Source organism: Viridibacterium curvum (assembly GCF_039544165.1).
In the GTDB taxonomy this organism is placed as follows: Bacteria; Pseudomonadota; Gammaproteobacteria; order Burkholderiales; family Rhodocyclaceae; genus Viridibacterium; species Viridibacterium curvum.
In genome coordinates this window covers 894,018-909,317 of record NZ_BAABLD010000008.1, presented here as the reverse complement: position 1 = coordinate 909,317, position 15,300 = coordinate 894,018, and the positions used below count along the sequence as shown (strand labels likewise).

11 protein-coding genes are annotated in these 15,300 nt (G+C 63.2%); 5 read left to right on the top strand and 6 right to left on the bottom strand.

Going from position 1 to position 15,300, the window contains the following annotated elements; translation table 11 throughout:
* Positions 1-35: 35 nt before the first annotated feature.
* Together ABEA02_RS11990 and ABEA02_RS11985 are read right to left on the bottom strand one after the other, a co-directional pair.
* Positions 36-1,349 (bottom strand): TldD/PmbA family protein, encoded by a 1,314-nt coding sequence (locus tag ABEA02_RS11990; protein ID WP_345533204.1) that lies wholly within the window; start codon positions 1,347-1,349, stop codon positions 36-38.
* Positions 1,349-2,779: a TldD/PmbA family protein gene (locus ABEA02_RS11985; protein ID WP_345533202.1), complete on the bottom strand. Its 1,431-nt coding sequence runs from the start codon at positions 2,777-2,779 to the stop codon at positions 1,349-1,351. The genes ABEA02_RS11990 and ABEA02_RS11985 overlap by 1 nt, the downstream gene beginning before the upstream one ends.
* A gap of 133 nt (positions 2,780-2,912) precedes the next feature.
* Here ABEA02_RS11985 and ABEA02_RS11980 point away from each other — a divergent pair, with 133 nt between their 5' ends.
* Genes ABEA02_RS11980 through ABEA02_RS11965 form a run of 4 tightly spaced genes read left to right on the top strand, consistent with a single transcriptional unit; the run spans position 2,913 to position 5,051 of the window.
* Positions 2,913-3,170, top strand: a complete 258-nt coding sequence (locus tag ABEA02_RS11980; protein WP_345533200.1) for a type II toxin-antitoxin system Phd/YefM family antitoxin — start codon at positions 2,913-2,915, stop codon at positions 3,168-3,170.
* Positions 3,167-3,583 carry a type II toxin-antitoxin system VapC family toxin gene (locus ABEA02_RS11975; protein WP_345533198.1) on the top strand — a complete coding sequence of 139 codons (417 nt, stop codon included), beginning with the start codon at positions 3,167-3,169 and terminating at the stop codon, positions 3,581-3,583. The genes ABEA02_RS11980 and ABEA02_RS11975 overlap by 4 nt, the downstream gene beginning before the upstream one ends.
* A 21-nt stretch (positions 3,584-3,604) precedes the next feature.
* Positions 3,605-4,285, top strand: coding sequence for a MarC family protein (locus ABEA02_RS11970; RefSeq protein ID WP_345533196.1), 681 nt, complete (start codon positions 3,605-3,607; stop codon positions 4,283-4,285).
* Between the two features lie 43 nt (positions 4,286-4,328).
* A complete protein-coding gene (locus ABEA02_RS11965; protein ID WP_345533195.1) occupies positions 4,329-5,051 on the top strand; it encodes a lysozyme inhibitor LprI family protein in 723 nt (240 codons plus the stop codon).
* Here ABEA02_RS11965 and ABEA02_RS11960 read toward each other — a convergent pair.
* Positions 5,048-5,605: an MOSC domain-containing protein gene (locus tag ABEA02_RS11960; protein WP_345533194.1), complete on the bottom strand. Its 558-nt coding sequence runs from the start codon at positions 5,603-5,605 to the stop codon at positions 5,048-5,050. The genes ABEA02_RS11965 and ABEA02_RS11960 overlap by 4 nt on opposite strands.
* Positions 5,606-7,278: 1,673 nt before the next feature.
* On the opposite strand from ABEA02_RS11960, the gene ABEA02_RS11955 reads away from it, so the two are divergent.
* Positions 7,279-12,249: a tetratricopeptide repeat protein gene (locus ABEA02_RS11955; RefSeq protein ID WP_345533193.1), complete on the top strand. Its 4,971-nt coding sequence runs from the start codon at positions 7,279-7,281 to the stop codon at positions 12,247-12,249.
* A 966-nt stretch (positions 12,250-13,215) separates the two neighbouring features.
* Here the strand turns inward: ABEA02_RS11955 and ABEA02_RS11950 are convergent.
* From ABEA02_RS11950 to ABEA02_RS11940, 3 genes are all read right to left on the bottom strand, one after another.
* Positions 13,216-13,764, bottom strand: coding sequence for a RipA family octameric membrane protein (locus tag ABEA02_RS11950; protein ID WP_345533192.1), 549 nt, complete (start codon positions 13,762-13,764; stop codon positions 13,216-13,218).
* Complete coding sequence (locus ABEA02_RS11945; protein WP_345533191.1) at positions 13,761-14,153, bottom strand: TIR domain-containing protein; 393 nt, start codon at positions 14,151-14,153, stop codon at positions 13,761-13,763. Before ABEA02_RS11945 ends, ABEA02_RS11950 begins: the two co-directional genes overlap by 4 nt.
* Before the next feature lie 121 nt (positions 14,154-14,274).
* Positions 14,275-15,294, bottom strand: coding sequence for a zinc-binding alcohol dehydrogenase family protein (locus ABEA02_RS11940; protein ID WP_345533189.1), 1,020 nt, complete (start codon positions 15,292-15,294; stop codon positions 14,275-14,277).
* Positions 15,295-15,300: the final 6 nt, after the last annotated feature.

Sequence of the window (15,300 nt, the reverse complement as noted above, 5' to 3'; positions counted from 1 at the left end):
GGGGTTAACCGTGCGCAGCCTCCATCCGCGAAGCGCTAAAGCACGAAGCGGAAATCCTCAACGAGCGCACCCGGCAGCAAAGCGCTATCGGTACCGCGCTGCCCGTAACTCATGCCGTCGATGAGCAACTCGCGCTCTCGCGTCAGCGCCATCAGGTTATCGCCGAGCATGCGGTACAACGACTCATCGAAACGCATGACGTTGAGTGGCGCAACGATCTCGCCATTCTCGACGCGAAAGCTCGCAAAGCGCGTCATGCCCGTCATGCGGCAACTCGCACGGTCCGAGTAGTTGAGGTACCAGAGGTTGCTGATCCACACGCCCGTGTCGAGTGCGCTCAGCGCCTCGGCCTGAGGCAGAGTGCCCGCCGCCACCTCGATGCTTGCCAGTGATTCGTCGCCATTGGTGACCAGGCCGTACTCGCGCGCCGTGCGTGGCGAAATCAGCGAGCCGACAAGCTGGCCGCGTTCGATGAGGTTCACGCGTGGCGGCTTGATGAAGCCCTCGGCCTGAAAGCTCGGCGCAAGGCCATCGGCAGTGTTCTCGAACAGCGACACCCCGTTGTTGAGTGTGAGGCCTTCATCGCGCATGCGGCGCAGCGAGCTCTGTTTGGTACGCAGCGATTTCTCCGACACGCCGCCCCAATTCAGCATGCCGATGATCTCGGCCAACGCGGTGGGCGTGAGGAAGACGCGGCTGGGCCCCGGCGCAATGCTCACGGCGGGGCGCTGCAGCAGCACCAGCTGGCGCGCGGCTTCGGCAAACTTGTCGCGGAAGGCGGCGCCGTCCCAGCGGAAGCCCGCATAACCGCTCTTCACCGCCTTGTCGGCCGCGTGGTAGAGACTCCAGTCGAGGTTGAAGCTCGCCACCTCGTGCCAGTTGCGCTGGCCCAGTGAATTGGCGAAGCCGCGATACACCGGCCCGCTGGCGAGGATGCCGACGAAGTCGTGCCCCGCCGCGACGCTCAGCACTTCGTCCACGATGTCCTGCGTGGGGGGCAGGGCAGATGCCACGATGCGCTCGCTCGATTGCACCTCGGTGGAGACCAGCAGGTAGGGATCGTCGGGCAGATCGGGCAGCTGCGTGCGCAAGGTGTCGATGAGCCGCGCAACGAGCGCCGTGTCCTCATCACGCGCACCGCTCAGCGTCAGCTCGCCCTGCGCCTGGCGCTGGCCACTGATGAGCTTGAGCGTGAGGTAGCGCTGCTGCACATGGCCGCTCTGGCGGATCAGGCCACGATTGAAGCGCACGAAGTCGGAGGCCTCGGCGCTGAGCCAGCAGGTGAATTGCTCATCGCCCCTGAGACGCGCAGTGATCTCGTCGGCAAGTGTGTAGAACCAGTGTTGCATCACGCCTCCGCCCCGAACACTTCGACATCGCTGAACAGGCAGGCCGGCGAAGCGTGGCCGACGCGGATGATCTGTGAAGGCTCGGCCTTGCCGCAGAAGGGCGTGCCCATCACCGCCACACTGTCGGCATTGCCCACCGCGCGCAGCGAGCGCCAGAAGGTCGCCGAGATGCCACGGTAATTCGGGTTGCGCACCACGCTCGTGAGTTCGCCGTTCTCGATCAGGCGGCCGTACTCGCAGCCGAACTGGAACTTGTTGCGTGAGTCGTCGATGGACCACGAGATGTTGGCGTCCATCAGCACCCCGCGCTCGACGCCGGCAATCATCTCGTCCAGCGTGCTGTCGCCGGGTTCGATGTTGAGGTTGGACATGCGATCCAGCGGCGGCCGGTTCCAGCTGCTCGCGCGTGAGCTTGCCGCACCATCAATGCCCGCCCGCGCCTGCGAGATGGCGCCGCCCAGCGGGCGCTGCAGAATGCCATCGCGGATCACGAACACCTTCTCCGCCGGGCTGCCGTCGTCGTCCCAGCCATAGCTTGCAAATTGCTCGGGCCGCGTCGGGTCGAACGTCACGTTGAGCAGCCGCGAGCCGTACTGGTAGTGGCCGAACATGTCGAGCGTGACGAAGCTCGTGCCCGCGAAGTTGCGCTCGTCACCGAGGATGCGATCCAGCTCCAGCGGGTGACCGATGGACTCGTGTATCTGCAACATCATCTGCGCCGGCATCAGCAGAAGATCCATGCGCCCCGTCGGGCAGTTCGGCGCTTCCAGCAGGGCCAGCGCCTCGCGCGCAATGCCCGGCGCGCAACCGATGAAGCCGCTGTCACGCAGCAGCGCCAGATCCCCCTGCTGACACAAGCCGCCACCCGCAAAGCTGCGCGTCTGCGTCTCGCTGCCCGCATTGGCACTCACCGAAAGATCGGGCATCACATAGCGGAACTGCTGCGCGATCTCGGCGCCGTCGGCCGTGAGGTAGAGCTGGTCGCAGGCAATCGTCCACAGCGATGCCGACCAATCCACGATGCGCGGATCCAGCGGACACGCCACCGACTCCGCCATCAGGATGTCGATGATCTCGCGCCGCGAAGGCTGCGCCGCGCCACTCTGCGGGCTCGCATAGACACCCTGCGGGCGCGGCAGTTCGATGGCGCTGTAATCCACCACCGAGCGCCCCGCACTCGCCGCCGCCCAGTCCTGCGCCTTCGCGATGGCCGCCTTCAGCCCCGCTGCGCTGAGGTCACTCGTCGCCGCGTAACCATATCCACCGCGATGTATCACCGTGATCATCGCGCCACGGTCGAGGCTGGTGTTCAGCGGCTGCAGCACGTTCTGCCGCACCGAGGTCCGTTCGCTTCGCTCGTCAAGCAGGCGCAGCGAACAGAAATCGACGGCAGGGGCGAGTTGTCTGAAGAGGGAGCGGATGTTGTCCACGGTGGGCGGCGGGCGAACTGATCAGGGGTGCATGGTAAGCCGGTTGCTGCCATCGACACGCCCGAGTCTTTGCTTGTGCTTTGCATAGGCGCCCTCTAATATATGACCATATTGGTCAATTTATGGAAGCATCATGCAAATCTGGCAAATGGCTGACGCCAAGGCACAGCTTGGCGAGCTGGTGCGCTGTGCAAACGAGTCGGGTCCGCAGGAGATCACCATCCACAATCGCCCGGCCGCTGTGGTGATGTCCTTCGCTGACTACCAACGTCATTTTGGCGCCGCGACCGGGCAAGTATCGCTGCTCGACTTCCTGCGTGCCTCGCCCCTGTGTGGCACCGGGCTTGAACTGGAGCGCGACCGCTCGCTGCCGCGCGAGATCGCACTTTGAACTACCTGCTTGATACGAATGTATTGAGCGAAATCACCCGCTCGCAACCCGACGCACGCGTACTCGCCTGGATGGCTGATCAGCCCCTGCACCGTCAGTGGCTGAGCACGCTGACGCTGGGCGAAATCCGCTACGGTGTCGAGAAACTGCAGCCGGGTCAGCGCCAGGCCGCGCTGCGCCAATGGCTGGAAGAAGCCGTGCCCGCACAATTTGCTGGCCGCGTACTGGCCGTCGATGCAGCGGTGACACATTGCTGGGGCCGCTTGCGCGTCGATGCCGGTCGACCACTGCCGACAGTCGATGCCTTGCTTGCCGCCACGGCAATCACGCATGGACTGGTACTGGTGAGTCGCAATACCGCCGATTTTGCTGGTATCCCGACACTGCAGTTTTTCAACCCCTGGCTGGATTGAAAGACGCAGAGCGGTAGATACATGGAACTCAACGACCTGCTGCTGGGCCCGTTCTTCAAGTCATTGCTGCTGGTGCCGCTGACCCTGCTGCCCATCATCAACCCGCTCAGTGGCGCGCCGGTGTTCATGGCGACGGCGGGCAGCAATCCGCAGGTAGTGCGCAAGATGGCGCGGCAGATTGCCATCAACTGCTGGTGCATCCTGGTGGTGTCGATGCTGGTCGGCACCTATGTGCTGGACATCTTCGGCATATCCCTTCCCATCGTTCGCCTCGGCGGCGGCCTGCTGGTGGCCTCGGCAGCCTGGCGCATGCTGAACGCCAAGGCCGACGACGACATGCACGCGGCTGTTGCGCAGCAGACGGCTGACCTGCCGGACGCCGAGATCGTGCGTCGCAGCTTCTTTCCGATCACCTTTCCGCTTACTGCCGGCCCCGGTTCGATTGCCGCATCAATTGCGCTGGGCGCCAATATCCCGCGCTCGCCGGTGCAGTATCTGCTGGGGGCGACGGTGGCCATCATCGGCGCCGCGCTGACCGTGCTGGTGGTGTACCTTGTCTATCGTCATGCCGTGACGCTGCTGTCGCGGCTGGGCGAAGTCGGCACGCTGGTGATGATGCGTCTGCTGGCCTTCATCCTGCTGTGCATCGGGGTGGAGATCATGTGGACGGGCTGGGCGGAGCTGAACCATATTCCGCTCTGAGGCATCGACGCATCACACATCCGGGACCAGGCGAGGGGCTTCGATGAAATCTGTTTTCTCTGCTTTCAGGCACCGCCTTGGATACGGTCTCGCCAAGCACATGGTCGGCGCGCTGCTCGGTGCCCTGTTGATGCCAGCCGCCCTGGCCGCTTCATTCCCCTGCGAGAAGGCGCGCACGCCCATCGAGAAGACGATCTGCAACGATGCCGAACTGTCGGGCCTGGACGAGTACCTCGGTCGCTACTACTCAGCCGCGCGCACAGCAGTCGGGCGCGGTGACGCCTGCCTTGCTGCCGACCAGACGGCCTGGCTACGCAGCGTGCGCGGCGCCTGCAAGGACGCCACTTGCCTGATCCGCGTCTACCTGTCGCGACTCGCCACCTTGCACGCGTTGCAGCCGGGGGCCTCGGTGCTGCAGCGCGACCTGCCGCCCGAGATGCCGCTGGTGGCCGTGATACCGCCGGCACTCGACGAGGTGGCCGCACCGCGCAACACAGCGGCACAGCCCCTGGTCGCGCAGGGCAGGCTGGTCGATGAAGTGGGAACGGGCGATGGTCATGTGCTGAAGACGACGGCCGGCGCACGCCACATCGTCATGTCGACGATGTTGCTGGAATCGCCTGCCAGCGAAACCCTGGCAGCGCTGGCGCGCACGCCCAACACCAGCTACGAAGTGCGCGGGTTCGCTGAAACCTCTGGCGACGGCAGCCGCAACTTCGCGCCGGGCCGCTGCAGCCTTGTGTATCGACTGCTGCCGGCGCGCTAGCGCAGCGCGTGCGTCTTGCGCCCGCCCTGCACCTGCTCGGCAATCGTGATGCCGCCCTCAGCGCGCGACAGCATCTCGATCGCATCGCCCGCCACCACATCGCCCTCCTGTTCCACTGTGGCATAGAAGCCGGTGAGCACTTCGGCGAGCATGTACTTCGCGACACGTGGCTCGTTGAACTTCGCCACCAGCGTGGCACAGGGCATGCGCGGCTCGGTGACGCGCAGAATCGCTCCGCCCACGCGCAGGCGGTCGCCGGTTGCCACCTCGGCTTCAAGCAGGCCTTCGATCAGCAGGTTCTCGCCCAGCACACCGGGACCGAAGGCAATGCCGAACTCACGCGCCCAGGCCGCACCATGTTCGTTCGGGTACAGGTACACCGCCTTGTCGGGCGCGCCATGCACCTTGCGGTTGACCTGCACATCGCCCGCGAGACCTTCAACCGTAATGCGCACCGGCTCAGTTGTCGGGACCTTGAAGATGCCGGTGCGCTGAGCCTTGCCACGAATGGTGACGGTGCCGGGCACCGAGAGAGAGACGGCAAGAACGCGCATGATGGACACCCGGTAACGCAGACGGTTTCACTATCGCATGCCAGCAGCGAGGCGCACATGGCAAGGCCCGTATAGTGCGGATCAGGCTCAGGGTGGAATAGCGGAGCGACTGCCACCGTCCGGCGTTCATCGCCGACGGGGAAGAGTAGAGAGCATTTTCCGATATCGGAGATCCCCCTGGGCTATCCAGATCACGTCGCCATACACTTGGCCTGCAACCCCGGGGCTTCGGTTTGGCGAGGTGTCCGCAGCACCGGTCGCAACCGAACAGGCCTTCAGCACCCGCAGCGTGGTCTGCCAGTTGGCATTCGACGACAGTGCTGGCAGCGACAACACCTGCACGGTCTGCGCCAGCAGCCAACCACTGCCAAACCGACCCGGGTAGCACGCATCGAGACCCTTCCTCCGGGAGGCCACACCGTCGTCGCGCCCGACCTACCCACGGTAGTCACGGGTTCGTCGCGCTTCATCGGGACATGCCCGGATGGCGCGCTGAGCAGCTGGCGACTCGGGGTATCAAGCAAGGCGGGGTCAGCCCTACGTCCCTTTGAGCCGGATATCGGGCGCTCCAGGCACGCCATAATATTTTTTCGACCTGGATACGGTTGACTTACTGACAGTAGCCACCCTCGCTACCGCATTCGCGCGAACCAATGTAGTTGGCGTTCCTGTCAAAGATAACGATCCGATCTGGCAGCCTCACTGAATACTGCTCTGGGGCCAGAACCCCCCTAATAACGGGCCATCTTCTGATTTGAGGAGAGAACCCTGGATGATCGGCAGCAAGACTCATGGCATTGTCGTACCGACCTCCGTAAGCGATACGAACAGCCTCGCGCACCAAAAATTCTGCATTTATGCTGTTGTGTGAATCGGATGAGCACACTGCCCCTACGCAATGCAGCGGTCTTAAATTGATACATATTCCGAGTATCAACGTCCTTTCTACAGTGATCTCCGAACGGGGCTTTAGCGTCCCCAACTCACTTGCCTCAACAGAGCAAGAGTCCTCATCGCCACCGCTCAGAGGAAGGTTATAAATTATCTGATCGCCTTGTCCGGCGACACGGTGGACTATTGTGTCCATCTCTTCTTTCAGGAGAAAAGCGTCAACAGCCAGTACGCACAGAAAACTGACAACCAATACAACCAATATTTCGGCGATGAGCTTGAAACTGCGTGGCATAGTTATCTGGCGCGCTCCAATGTAACGCCTGCGTTTAAAGAAACAGTTGCTGCCCGATATCAGCGCACGCCCCTGACATGACGCGGTCTTGTAGCAAGGAGTGGCTCGCAGCGCGGAGCGTTAGCGATTTCTGCAATCTCTTACGCGCTAAAAAACCTCATTTACAGACGAGCCCTTTAACGCCTGAAAAGCTCTTGATCTAACATGCGAGCGCATCCGTCATCTGCATGGCAGCTTACGATCCTCGACGATTCATGTCTATCGGGTAGCGGCGAGTGAGAGTGGGATGCAATTCAGTGCGGCAAGCAGCCAACCACTGCCAAACCGACTCGGGCAGCACGCATCGAGACCCTTGCTCCGGGAGGCCACATCGTCGTCGCGCCCGACCTGGGTTCGTCCCGTTTCATCGGGACATGCCCGAATGATCACGTCACTTGGCGGATATAGATCACGAACGAGATATTGATCTGTCGTTAGAATGGTTTTCATGAGCACACATGACGAACAGACGCACGGTGTTGTCGGACCTTGCAGCGACGCACTGTTGAGCGAAATCGAGCAACAGCTCGACCGGGGGAACTACCTGCAGGTGAATCCGCACATCGAGGCGCTGGTCGCCGATGGCAGCCCGCGCGCCATCGCGATGGCCGTGCGGGCGCTGCGCTTCCTCGGGGCGGACCGCCGTGGCGACGCACTGGCACTGCAGGTGTGGCGCCGCCATCGCCACAACGGCACGGCGCTCGTCAGCAAGTTGCGCACGCGGCTGTACCGGCGCGGCCCCTTCGTGGCCTGGCGCGAGTTCGAGCGCTACCCCCTGCCCGACGATGCTACTGACGCCGAACGCGCAGACTACCTGTCCCTGCGTGGCTTCATGCTGTCCAGTCTGCGCGACTTCGCGGTGGCCATGCAGCTCAACGACGAAGCGCGCCGGCTGGCACCGCGGGATGCCTGGCTGCTGATCGAACGCTCCTACTGCCTGGAACGCGCCGATCGCTACAAAGAAGCCCTGGCCGCTTGCGACGAAGCCTTGCAGCTTTCACCGGGCTACCGCGCCGCCGTGCAACAGAAAGCCGAACTGCTGCTGTCTTTGCGGCGGCGTGACGAAGCCATCGCCCTGTTGCGCGAAAGCATGCAGCAGAGCGAATGCTCGGGCATCGTGATGCGCCTGTTCGACTTGCGCTTTGAAGACGGTGCGTTCGACGAGTGTGAAACCCTGCTGGCCGAAGTGCTCCGGCTGCAGCCGCGTGCCGACCGCTGGTGCCTCTCGGCGCATGCTGCGCGGCGGGCCGACCTCGCCATGGCGCGCGGCGAACTGGAAGTGGCGCGCGAGGAAGCCGGGCGTGTCGAAGGCAGCATCTTCTACAACAACGTTGCCGAACGTATCGCACAAGGGCAGACGCCGCATCGCCTGGTGTTGCCTGTTGCCTTCGTGCGCCAGCACTGGAACACCTGCGCCCCGGCTACGCTGGCCGCTCTCGCCGAGTACTGGCAAAAGCCCGCCGACCATCTCGAGATTGCCGAAGAGATCTGCTATGACGGCACCTCGGACAGCTCGGAACGCAACTGGGCCAGCAACAACGGCTTCATCACGCACGAGTTCCGCGTCGACTGGCAAACTGCCACCACCCTGCTCGATGCCGGCATCCCGTTCACACTGGTCACGACCTACACCGCTGGCGGCCACCTGCAAGCCGTCATCGGCTACGACCGTTTGCGCGGTTCGCTGCTGATCCGCGACCCTTTCCAGGCCACCCACGTCGAGTTCGATGCCGAGGCGCTCTTCACCCAGCATGCCTCCAGCGGGCCGCGCGGCATGGTGATGGTGCCGCACGAGCAGGCGCATCGGCTTGCCGGCATCACCTTGCCAGACGCCGAGCTCTGGGACAGCTACCACGTCATCAACCGCGCGCTCGGCGAGCACGACCGCGATGCCGCCTTTGCAGCCCTGCAAACCCTGCAGGCCAGCGACGCAGATCACCGCCTCACCCTGCAGGGCCAGCGCACGCTGGCGATGTACGACGGTGACGAACCCGGCATCCTGGCCTGCACCGAACGTCTGCTCGCGCTGTTCCCGGACGACACCAACCTGCAGCTCTCCAAGGCAGCCTCGCTGGGCGTCATCGGTGGCCGCGCAGCGCACCTGGAATGGCTGGGCCAGCTCGCTTCGCGCCCGTGGCCCGATCCGCTGATCCTTGCGCGCTATGCCGATCGGCTGTCCGAAGACGGCCGTCGCCTGCCACAGGCTTTCGGCATCGTGCATCGCGCCCTGAAACGGGCGAGCCTCAACGGCCGCCTGTGGCTGCAATGGGCCATCCTGACCTGGCAGGACGGCCGCTACCGCGAATCCTTGCCGCTGTATCGCTTCGCCAGCACCCTGTACGAAACCGACGAAGATGCAGCCTCGGCGTATGCCCGCGCCTGCCGCATTCTTGGCGACTCGCAGTCCGGCATCACGCTGCTGCGCGAACGGGTCGTCGCACTGGGCGGCAAGTCTGCGGCGCCGATGATCACGCTGTTCGAGCAGCTCGAAGCGCTCGAACACACCGAAGAGGCTTTCGGCGTGCTCGACGAGGCCCTGCAACGCCACCCGGAAGACAGTCACCTCGCGGTCTATTGCGCCGAAGCCCATCTGCGTTACGGCCGTCTCGACCGCGCCGAAGCGCTGTTGCAAGGCATCCATACCCCGCTACGCCGTGCCAGCTGGCTGCGCGCGCAAAGCCTGCTGTGCGACGCCCGCAACGACTTCGAAGGCGCACTGCAACATGCACGCGAGGCCAGCGCGCTGGAGCCCCTGCAGCTGCGCCACCACCGCAGCGTGGCTACACAGCTGGCACGCCGCGAAGGCCGCGAGGCCGCCATCGCGTGGCTCGAAGCGGCGAGCAACCAGCATCCGCGCAACTACGCCCTGGCCCGTCTGGTGCACGAGTGGCTGCCTGCTGATCCGCCACGCGTCGAAGCCCACCTGCGCCGCCTGCAAGCCGCGCACCCCGGCGACGTATGGACGCTGCGCGAACTGGCGCTGGAGCTGGGCCGTCAGACGCGTTACGAAGAGGCGCGCAAGCTGGCCGATGCCGCCCTGCTGCGCTCGCCCGAAGACCCCGTCACGCTGGGCATCCTCGCCTGGCTCGTGCAGCGCACGGATGGCTACGCCGCTTCGGCCCCCATCCTGAGGCGCGCCATCGCACGCGACGTCGACTACGACTACGCCCTGCGCACCCTCATCCAGGAAGCGCCCGACACCGCCACGGCCAACGATGCCATCGCCTTCGTGCGCAGCGAGCTGGTCCGGCAGGTCACCACGGGCGACAGCCTGATGACCTTCCAGGAATGTGCGCAAACGCGACTCCCGCCCGACGAGCTGCTGACCGTGATGCGCGAAGCCCATGCTGCGCGCAGCGACCTCTGGCATGCCTGGGTAGCGCTGGGCATGCAACTCACCGACATGGGGCGTGCCGAAGAGTCGCTCCCGATTTTCGAAGAGGCCCTGCAACGCTTCACCATGCTGCCGCGCCTGTTCGTCGAGTACGCCCAGTCGCTCAAGCTCGTCGGTCGCCGCGATGAAGCACGCAAACAGCTCGAAGCGGCACTGAGCATCAACCCCACATGGAACCGCGCGATCCGCCTCTACTCGGACACAGTGGCGGAAGAGAGCCCGGAGTGGAATGCGCACTGGGAGCGGTGCGAGCAGCTGATCCGCCAATGCCTGACGCGTGACCCCGAGAACGCCGACATGCGCGGCCTGCTCTCCTGGTTGCTGGAGCAGAAGAAGGACTACACCGGCGCGCTCGACGCCGCACGCGCCTCACTGCAACGCGACCCGCAACCGCGCTGGGTGTGGGCCTGTGCATGGCGCAGCTGCGAGAAGCGCGCAACCCTGGCCGACTTCGACACCCTGCTCGACGAGATCGAACAGGCGCGCCCCGGCGACCCCTGGGCCTGGGTGGCACGTGCACAGCACGGTGGCGACCACGCCAAAGCCCTTGCAGCAGCCGAACACGCCCTCACACTGGAGCCCTGGCTCATTGCCGCCTGGGAAGCGCGGCTCGATCGCCTTGCGCAGCTCGGTCGCCATGGCGAGATAGAGAAACTCGTCGACGCCCTGCAATGGCCCGACGGCCCCGTGCCCAACTCGCTGGTGCTGGCCGGGCTACGCGCACGCCGCCTGCACAACAAGGTCGGGGCGCTCAGAGGTCTGCGCTCCCATCTGGCCAGCACGCCCAACAACTACGCCGCCTGGCAGCTGCTCGCCGACTGGTGCGACGAAGACGAAGAACTCGACAACTACATCGCCGCTACGCGCGAGCTGGTGCGCATTGCCCCCAACCATGCGCCCTCGCACGGCTACCTCGGCCACGCCTTGCTGCGCAAAGGCAACCACGCCGAAGCCCTGCCGCAATTCGAAAAAGCCGTTGCCCTGCAACCCGACTACGGCTTTGCCGTCTGGTACCTGCACGACGCCGCCATGGCCTGCAAACTGCCCGAGCTATCGGTGCAGGCCATCGACGCCTTGTGGCCACACCAACGCAGCGCCGCCTTCGCCTCGCGCGCCACGCAAGCCGCAGCCAGGGCCAACAACCAGGAAGCCGCGCTGCGCTGGCTGGAGCGCACGCTGCAGATGGCCGGCTATGAAGCTGAGCCTGCCGAGAAGGCACTGGTATCAGTGCGCGGCGCAGGCTGGCGCGACCAGGCCAAGGACGCCGTGCAGCGCTGCATCCAGCAAGGTGAGTGCGCCTGGTTTGCGGTGAAGGAATTCGTCAATGACATCCTGCATCTGCGCTACGTCAATGGCGCCATCAAGGACCTCGACGAACTGATCCGCAACGAACGGGGCACCGTGCTCAAGATGGCCCTGCTCGACCACGCCGGCGACAAGCGTGACAAGCGCCTGCTCGAAGCCATGCTGGAGCGCTACGAAACCCTGCTGCGCAAGCACGACAACACCTGGGGTCAGGTCAGCTTTGCCATGCACTGCCTCAGCGAATACAAACGCGCCAGCCAGTGGATGCACGACTGGCGCGAGCGTCCCGAGGCACCGCACTGGGCACTCGGCAACGTCGCACTGTCCTACGCCTCAACCGGCAACTTCGAGCCGCTCGGCGAAATCGCCAGCCGCGTCCTCACCACTGCGCCGCAAAATGACGACGCACGCCTATGGCAGCTCGTCGACTTCGCCGCACGCGAACAGCATGACGAACTCGCCAGCGCACTCGGCAGACTCAACGAATGGCAGCCCGAACAGTGGATGAAGCCCATGCTCGATGTGCTGAAGGCCTATAACCAGTCAGTGCAGACAAAGAAGCTGATGGGCGCAGTCAGTGCCTTCACCGCCGCCACGCCGCACAAGGCAGGCCTCGACAGCATGCGCCACGTCTGCCGCCGACTCGGTCGCCAGCTCGCACGTCAACGCGCACCGGCCTGGCTGCGCCCCTTTGTTTGGTGGATGCTGGACTGCTGGTGATGAGAAGCGTTTTGGCCGTTCCGGGAGAGCGGTCAGTACAGCCTGCGGCCATTTCGATCACTCCGACCTGCGTTCTCCTGACTACTCCGCTTTACGGGTTGCAGTGTTTCGCAAACCCGTCGTTTGCCAGGTCGAACCCTCTCGCCCCGGCAAGCTCCCATGGCCGCACACAGGCCCGCTCTCTGGCGCACCAGATGAACCCGGCGGGCACCAGGCACGCATGCGCATCACGGTCACCGCCAATCGCCCTGGGCTGCGAAGCTGAAGGCCTGGGTTCCGAAGGTGGAGCGGGTGTCGTGCAGGCCGCAAGCAGAAAAATGCCAGGTGCCATTGTGAGGAATGCGATCGGCAGCGACTGCAGGGCGTGAGCGCTCATGGGTCAAGGTCGTCGGCACAGGCCTTGGTGTGATGTCGCGTGATGCAGTGTTGGGGATCTGTGGCTGCTTGGCGCTGTGCGCCTTGTGGATTGACTGACGTGAAAGTGAGGGGCAGCCGGAGTGCGAAGCACGGAGGGAACCAACAAGCGCAGCTTGTTGGCTGTCCCTCTCGACTGTAGGGTTAGACGCATTACTCGCCAGCACTTGCGGTTTTGCTTTCATCTGCACTCCAGACAAGCTTAGACGCACTGATATCAAACCCTGCGAACCGTTGCATTTCGGTCCATGGTTCTTCGTCGGTTTTGTATTCAATGATCTCGTATGCGCGTTCGCACGTTCCCCAACTTTGGCATGGGCATCTGTTAGGCGCCTCGCCCCAAGGAATTGTTGAGATTCTCCGAAGCTCGCTTTGTGCAGACGACAGGCTGTCATGTGTGCTCTGCCATTCCGCATGAACTTGATCTTCGATCACATACTTTGTGGCCATTTAGCAGGCGTCTAACGTTTGACGTGAGGGGCCGCCGTAGCGGCGAAGCCGCGAAGGGAACCTGCAAGCGCAGCTTGCAGGCGGTCCCTCTCGACGGAATTGTTAGGTGATGGTGCATGCATAGAAGCGGTGAAAGGCACCAACCACATCAGCCAACGGGAACGTACGAAGAAAAACGATGAGATGGAGAAACAAAAAAACACCCGGAACCCAGCTTTCGATATGTGAAATCGGACGATACAGTTTTGGGTTTCCACCTCTTTGAACCGCATCCCATTCCGCATCGTACGGGCTTATAGGCAAACGCTTTTCTATGTCTTGAACTACCTGCCACTTTGCGGAGTTAAGGTTCCGATACGAGATGATTATGTTGTACCAAAACAGAGTCAGCATGCAGCCAGCCAGTGCGAGCAGCCACATATAGCTAGGACTCGCAGCTGTTGTTAAGTAGCCAACAAATGCAAGGATCGCTGAATTGACACTGAGAAAGTAGGTGTTGGCATTTGTGCGTCGCTGACTGATTCGATCTGCCATTTCGACGTAAAGTTTGTACTGATCCAAGAGGTGAGAGTGCCACTTCTCATTTGGAGGGTAAGTGGCTCCTTCTTGAATGTCATTCCATAACTTTCCTTTGGGCACATCGACCATCATCGACCACCATTAATCAGTGTCTTTAGGTTGTCCCAGGTCCATTTGTAGACCTTGTCTGTTGATGCTGCACTTGTTGGTTTAGTGCAGGTTTTATCTGAGTACGCGGCCAGAAGGAAATATGGCTTTCCCTTGGCCTTGGCAATTTCTAACTCCGCAGCGACACCCGCCGCTGTGTGAGTTTTTTGACCGCATAGCACGATGACAACGTCGACGTTGTCCATGCGCCGGCGAACTTTCTCTTTCCAGTCTCCGGTTAGATGGTCTTTGACAGATGCATCCTGAAAATCAAATGGGCTATCAGGGAGCTTGGCTTGACCGGCCAACATGATCTTGGCCCCTTCATCGTTGTCGTAGTCAAAACTAATGAACACACGCTTTTTTGCTGGCATCAATGTCTCCCCTATTTGAAATGGTGAAACCTAACGTGAAGTAGACGACATCAAGCCGTCATCCGGTTGTCGATGGCCAAGTCTAACCATCCCGCCTGGATATCACCAGCCAGGCTGCAGCTCAGCCCCAGCCCTCCAGCACAATCTTCCCCTTCGCCTTGCCCGACTCCAGCAAGGCATGGGCGCGGCGCAGGTTGGTGGCGTTGATGCTGCCGAAGTGTTCGCCCAGCGTGCTGCGGATGCGGCCGGCGTCGACGAGTTTTGCGAGCTCTTCGAGGATGCGGTGCTGGGCGATCATGTCTTCGGTCTGGAAGATCGCGCGGGTGAACATGAGCTCCCAGTGCAGCGAGATCGATTTGCGCTTGAGCAGCTTGATGTCGAAGGGCGCGGGATCGTCGATGAGGCCGAAGCGGCCCTGGGGCGCGAGGGCCTCGACGATCTGCGCGATGTGCTGGTCGGTCTGCGTGAGGCTCACGACGTAGCGCACTTGCGGCACGCCGATGCGTTTGAGTTCTTCGGCGAGCGGCTGGCTGTGGTCGATGACGTGGTGGGCGCCGAGTTCGCGCACCCAGGCTTGCGTCTCGGGTCGCGAGGCGGTGCCGATGATGGTGAGGCCGGTGAGCTGGCGCAGCAGCTGGACCATGATGGAGCCCACGCCGCCGGCAGCGCCGACGACGAGGATGGCGTCGCCGCTCTGGCCGGGTTTGATTTCGAGCCGGTCGAAGAGCATCTCCCAGGCAGTCAGCCCCGTCAGCGGCAGGGCAGCGGCTTCGGCATCTTTGAGCGAGGCCGGCGCGTGACCGGCGATGCGTTCGTCGACAAGGTGCAGCGCGCTGTTGGCGCCGGGGCGGGCGATGCTGCCGGCGTACCAGACGCGGTCGCCGGGTTTGAACAGCGTCACATCCGGCCCGACTGCGCGCACGATGCCGACGGCATCCCAGCCGAGCACCTTGTGTTCGCCAGCGGGCGGGTTGTTGCCTTTGCGCACCTTGGTGTCGACGGGGTTCACGGCGATGGCGCGCACATCGACTAGCAGGTCGCGCCCACTGGCTAGCGGTTCAGGCAGGCTCACGTCGAGCAGGGCTTCTGCGTTGGCTATGGGCAGGCCGAATTGGGCGGCGGTGTAGGCGATGGCTTTCATGTCTGT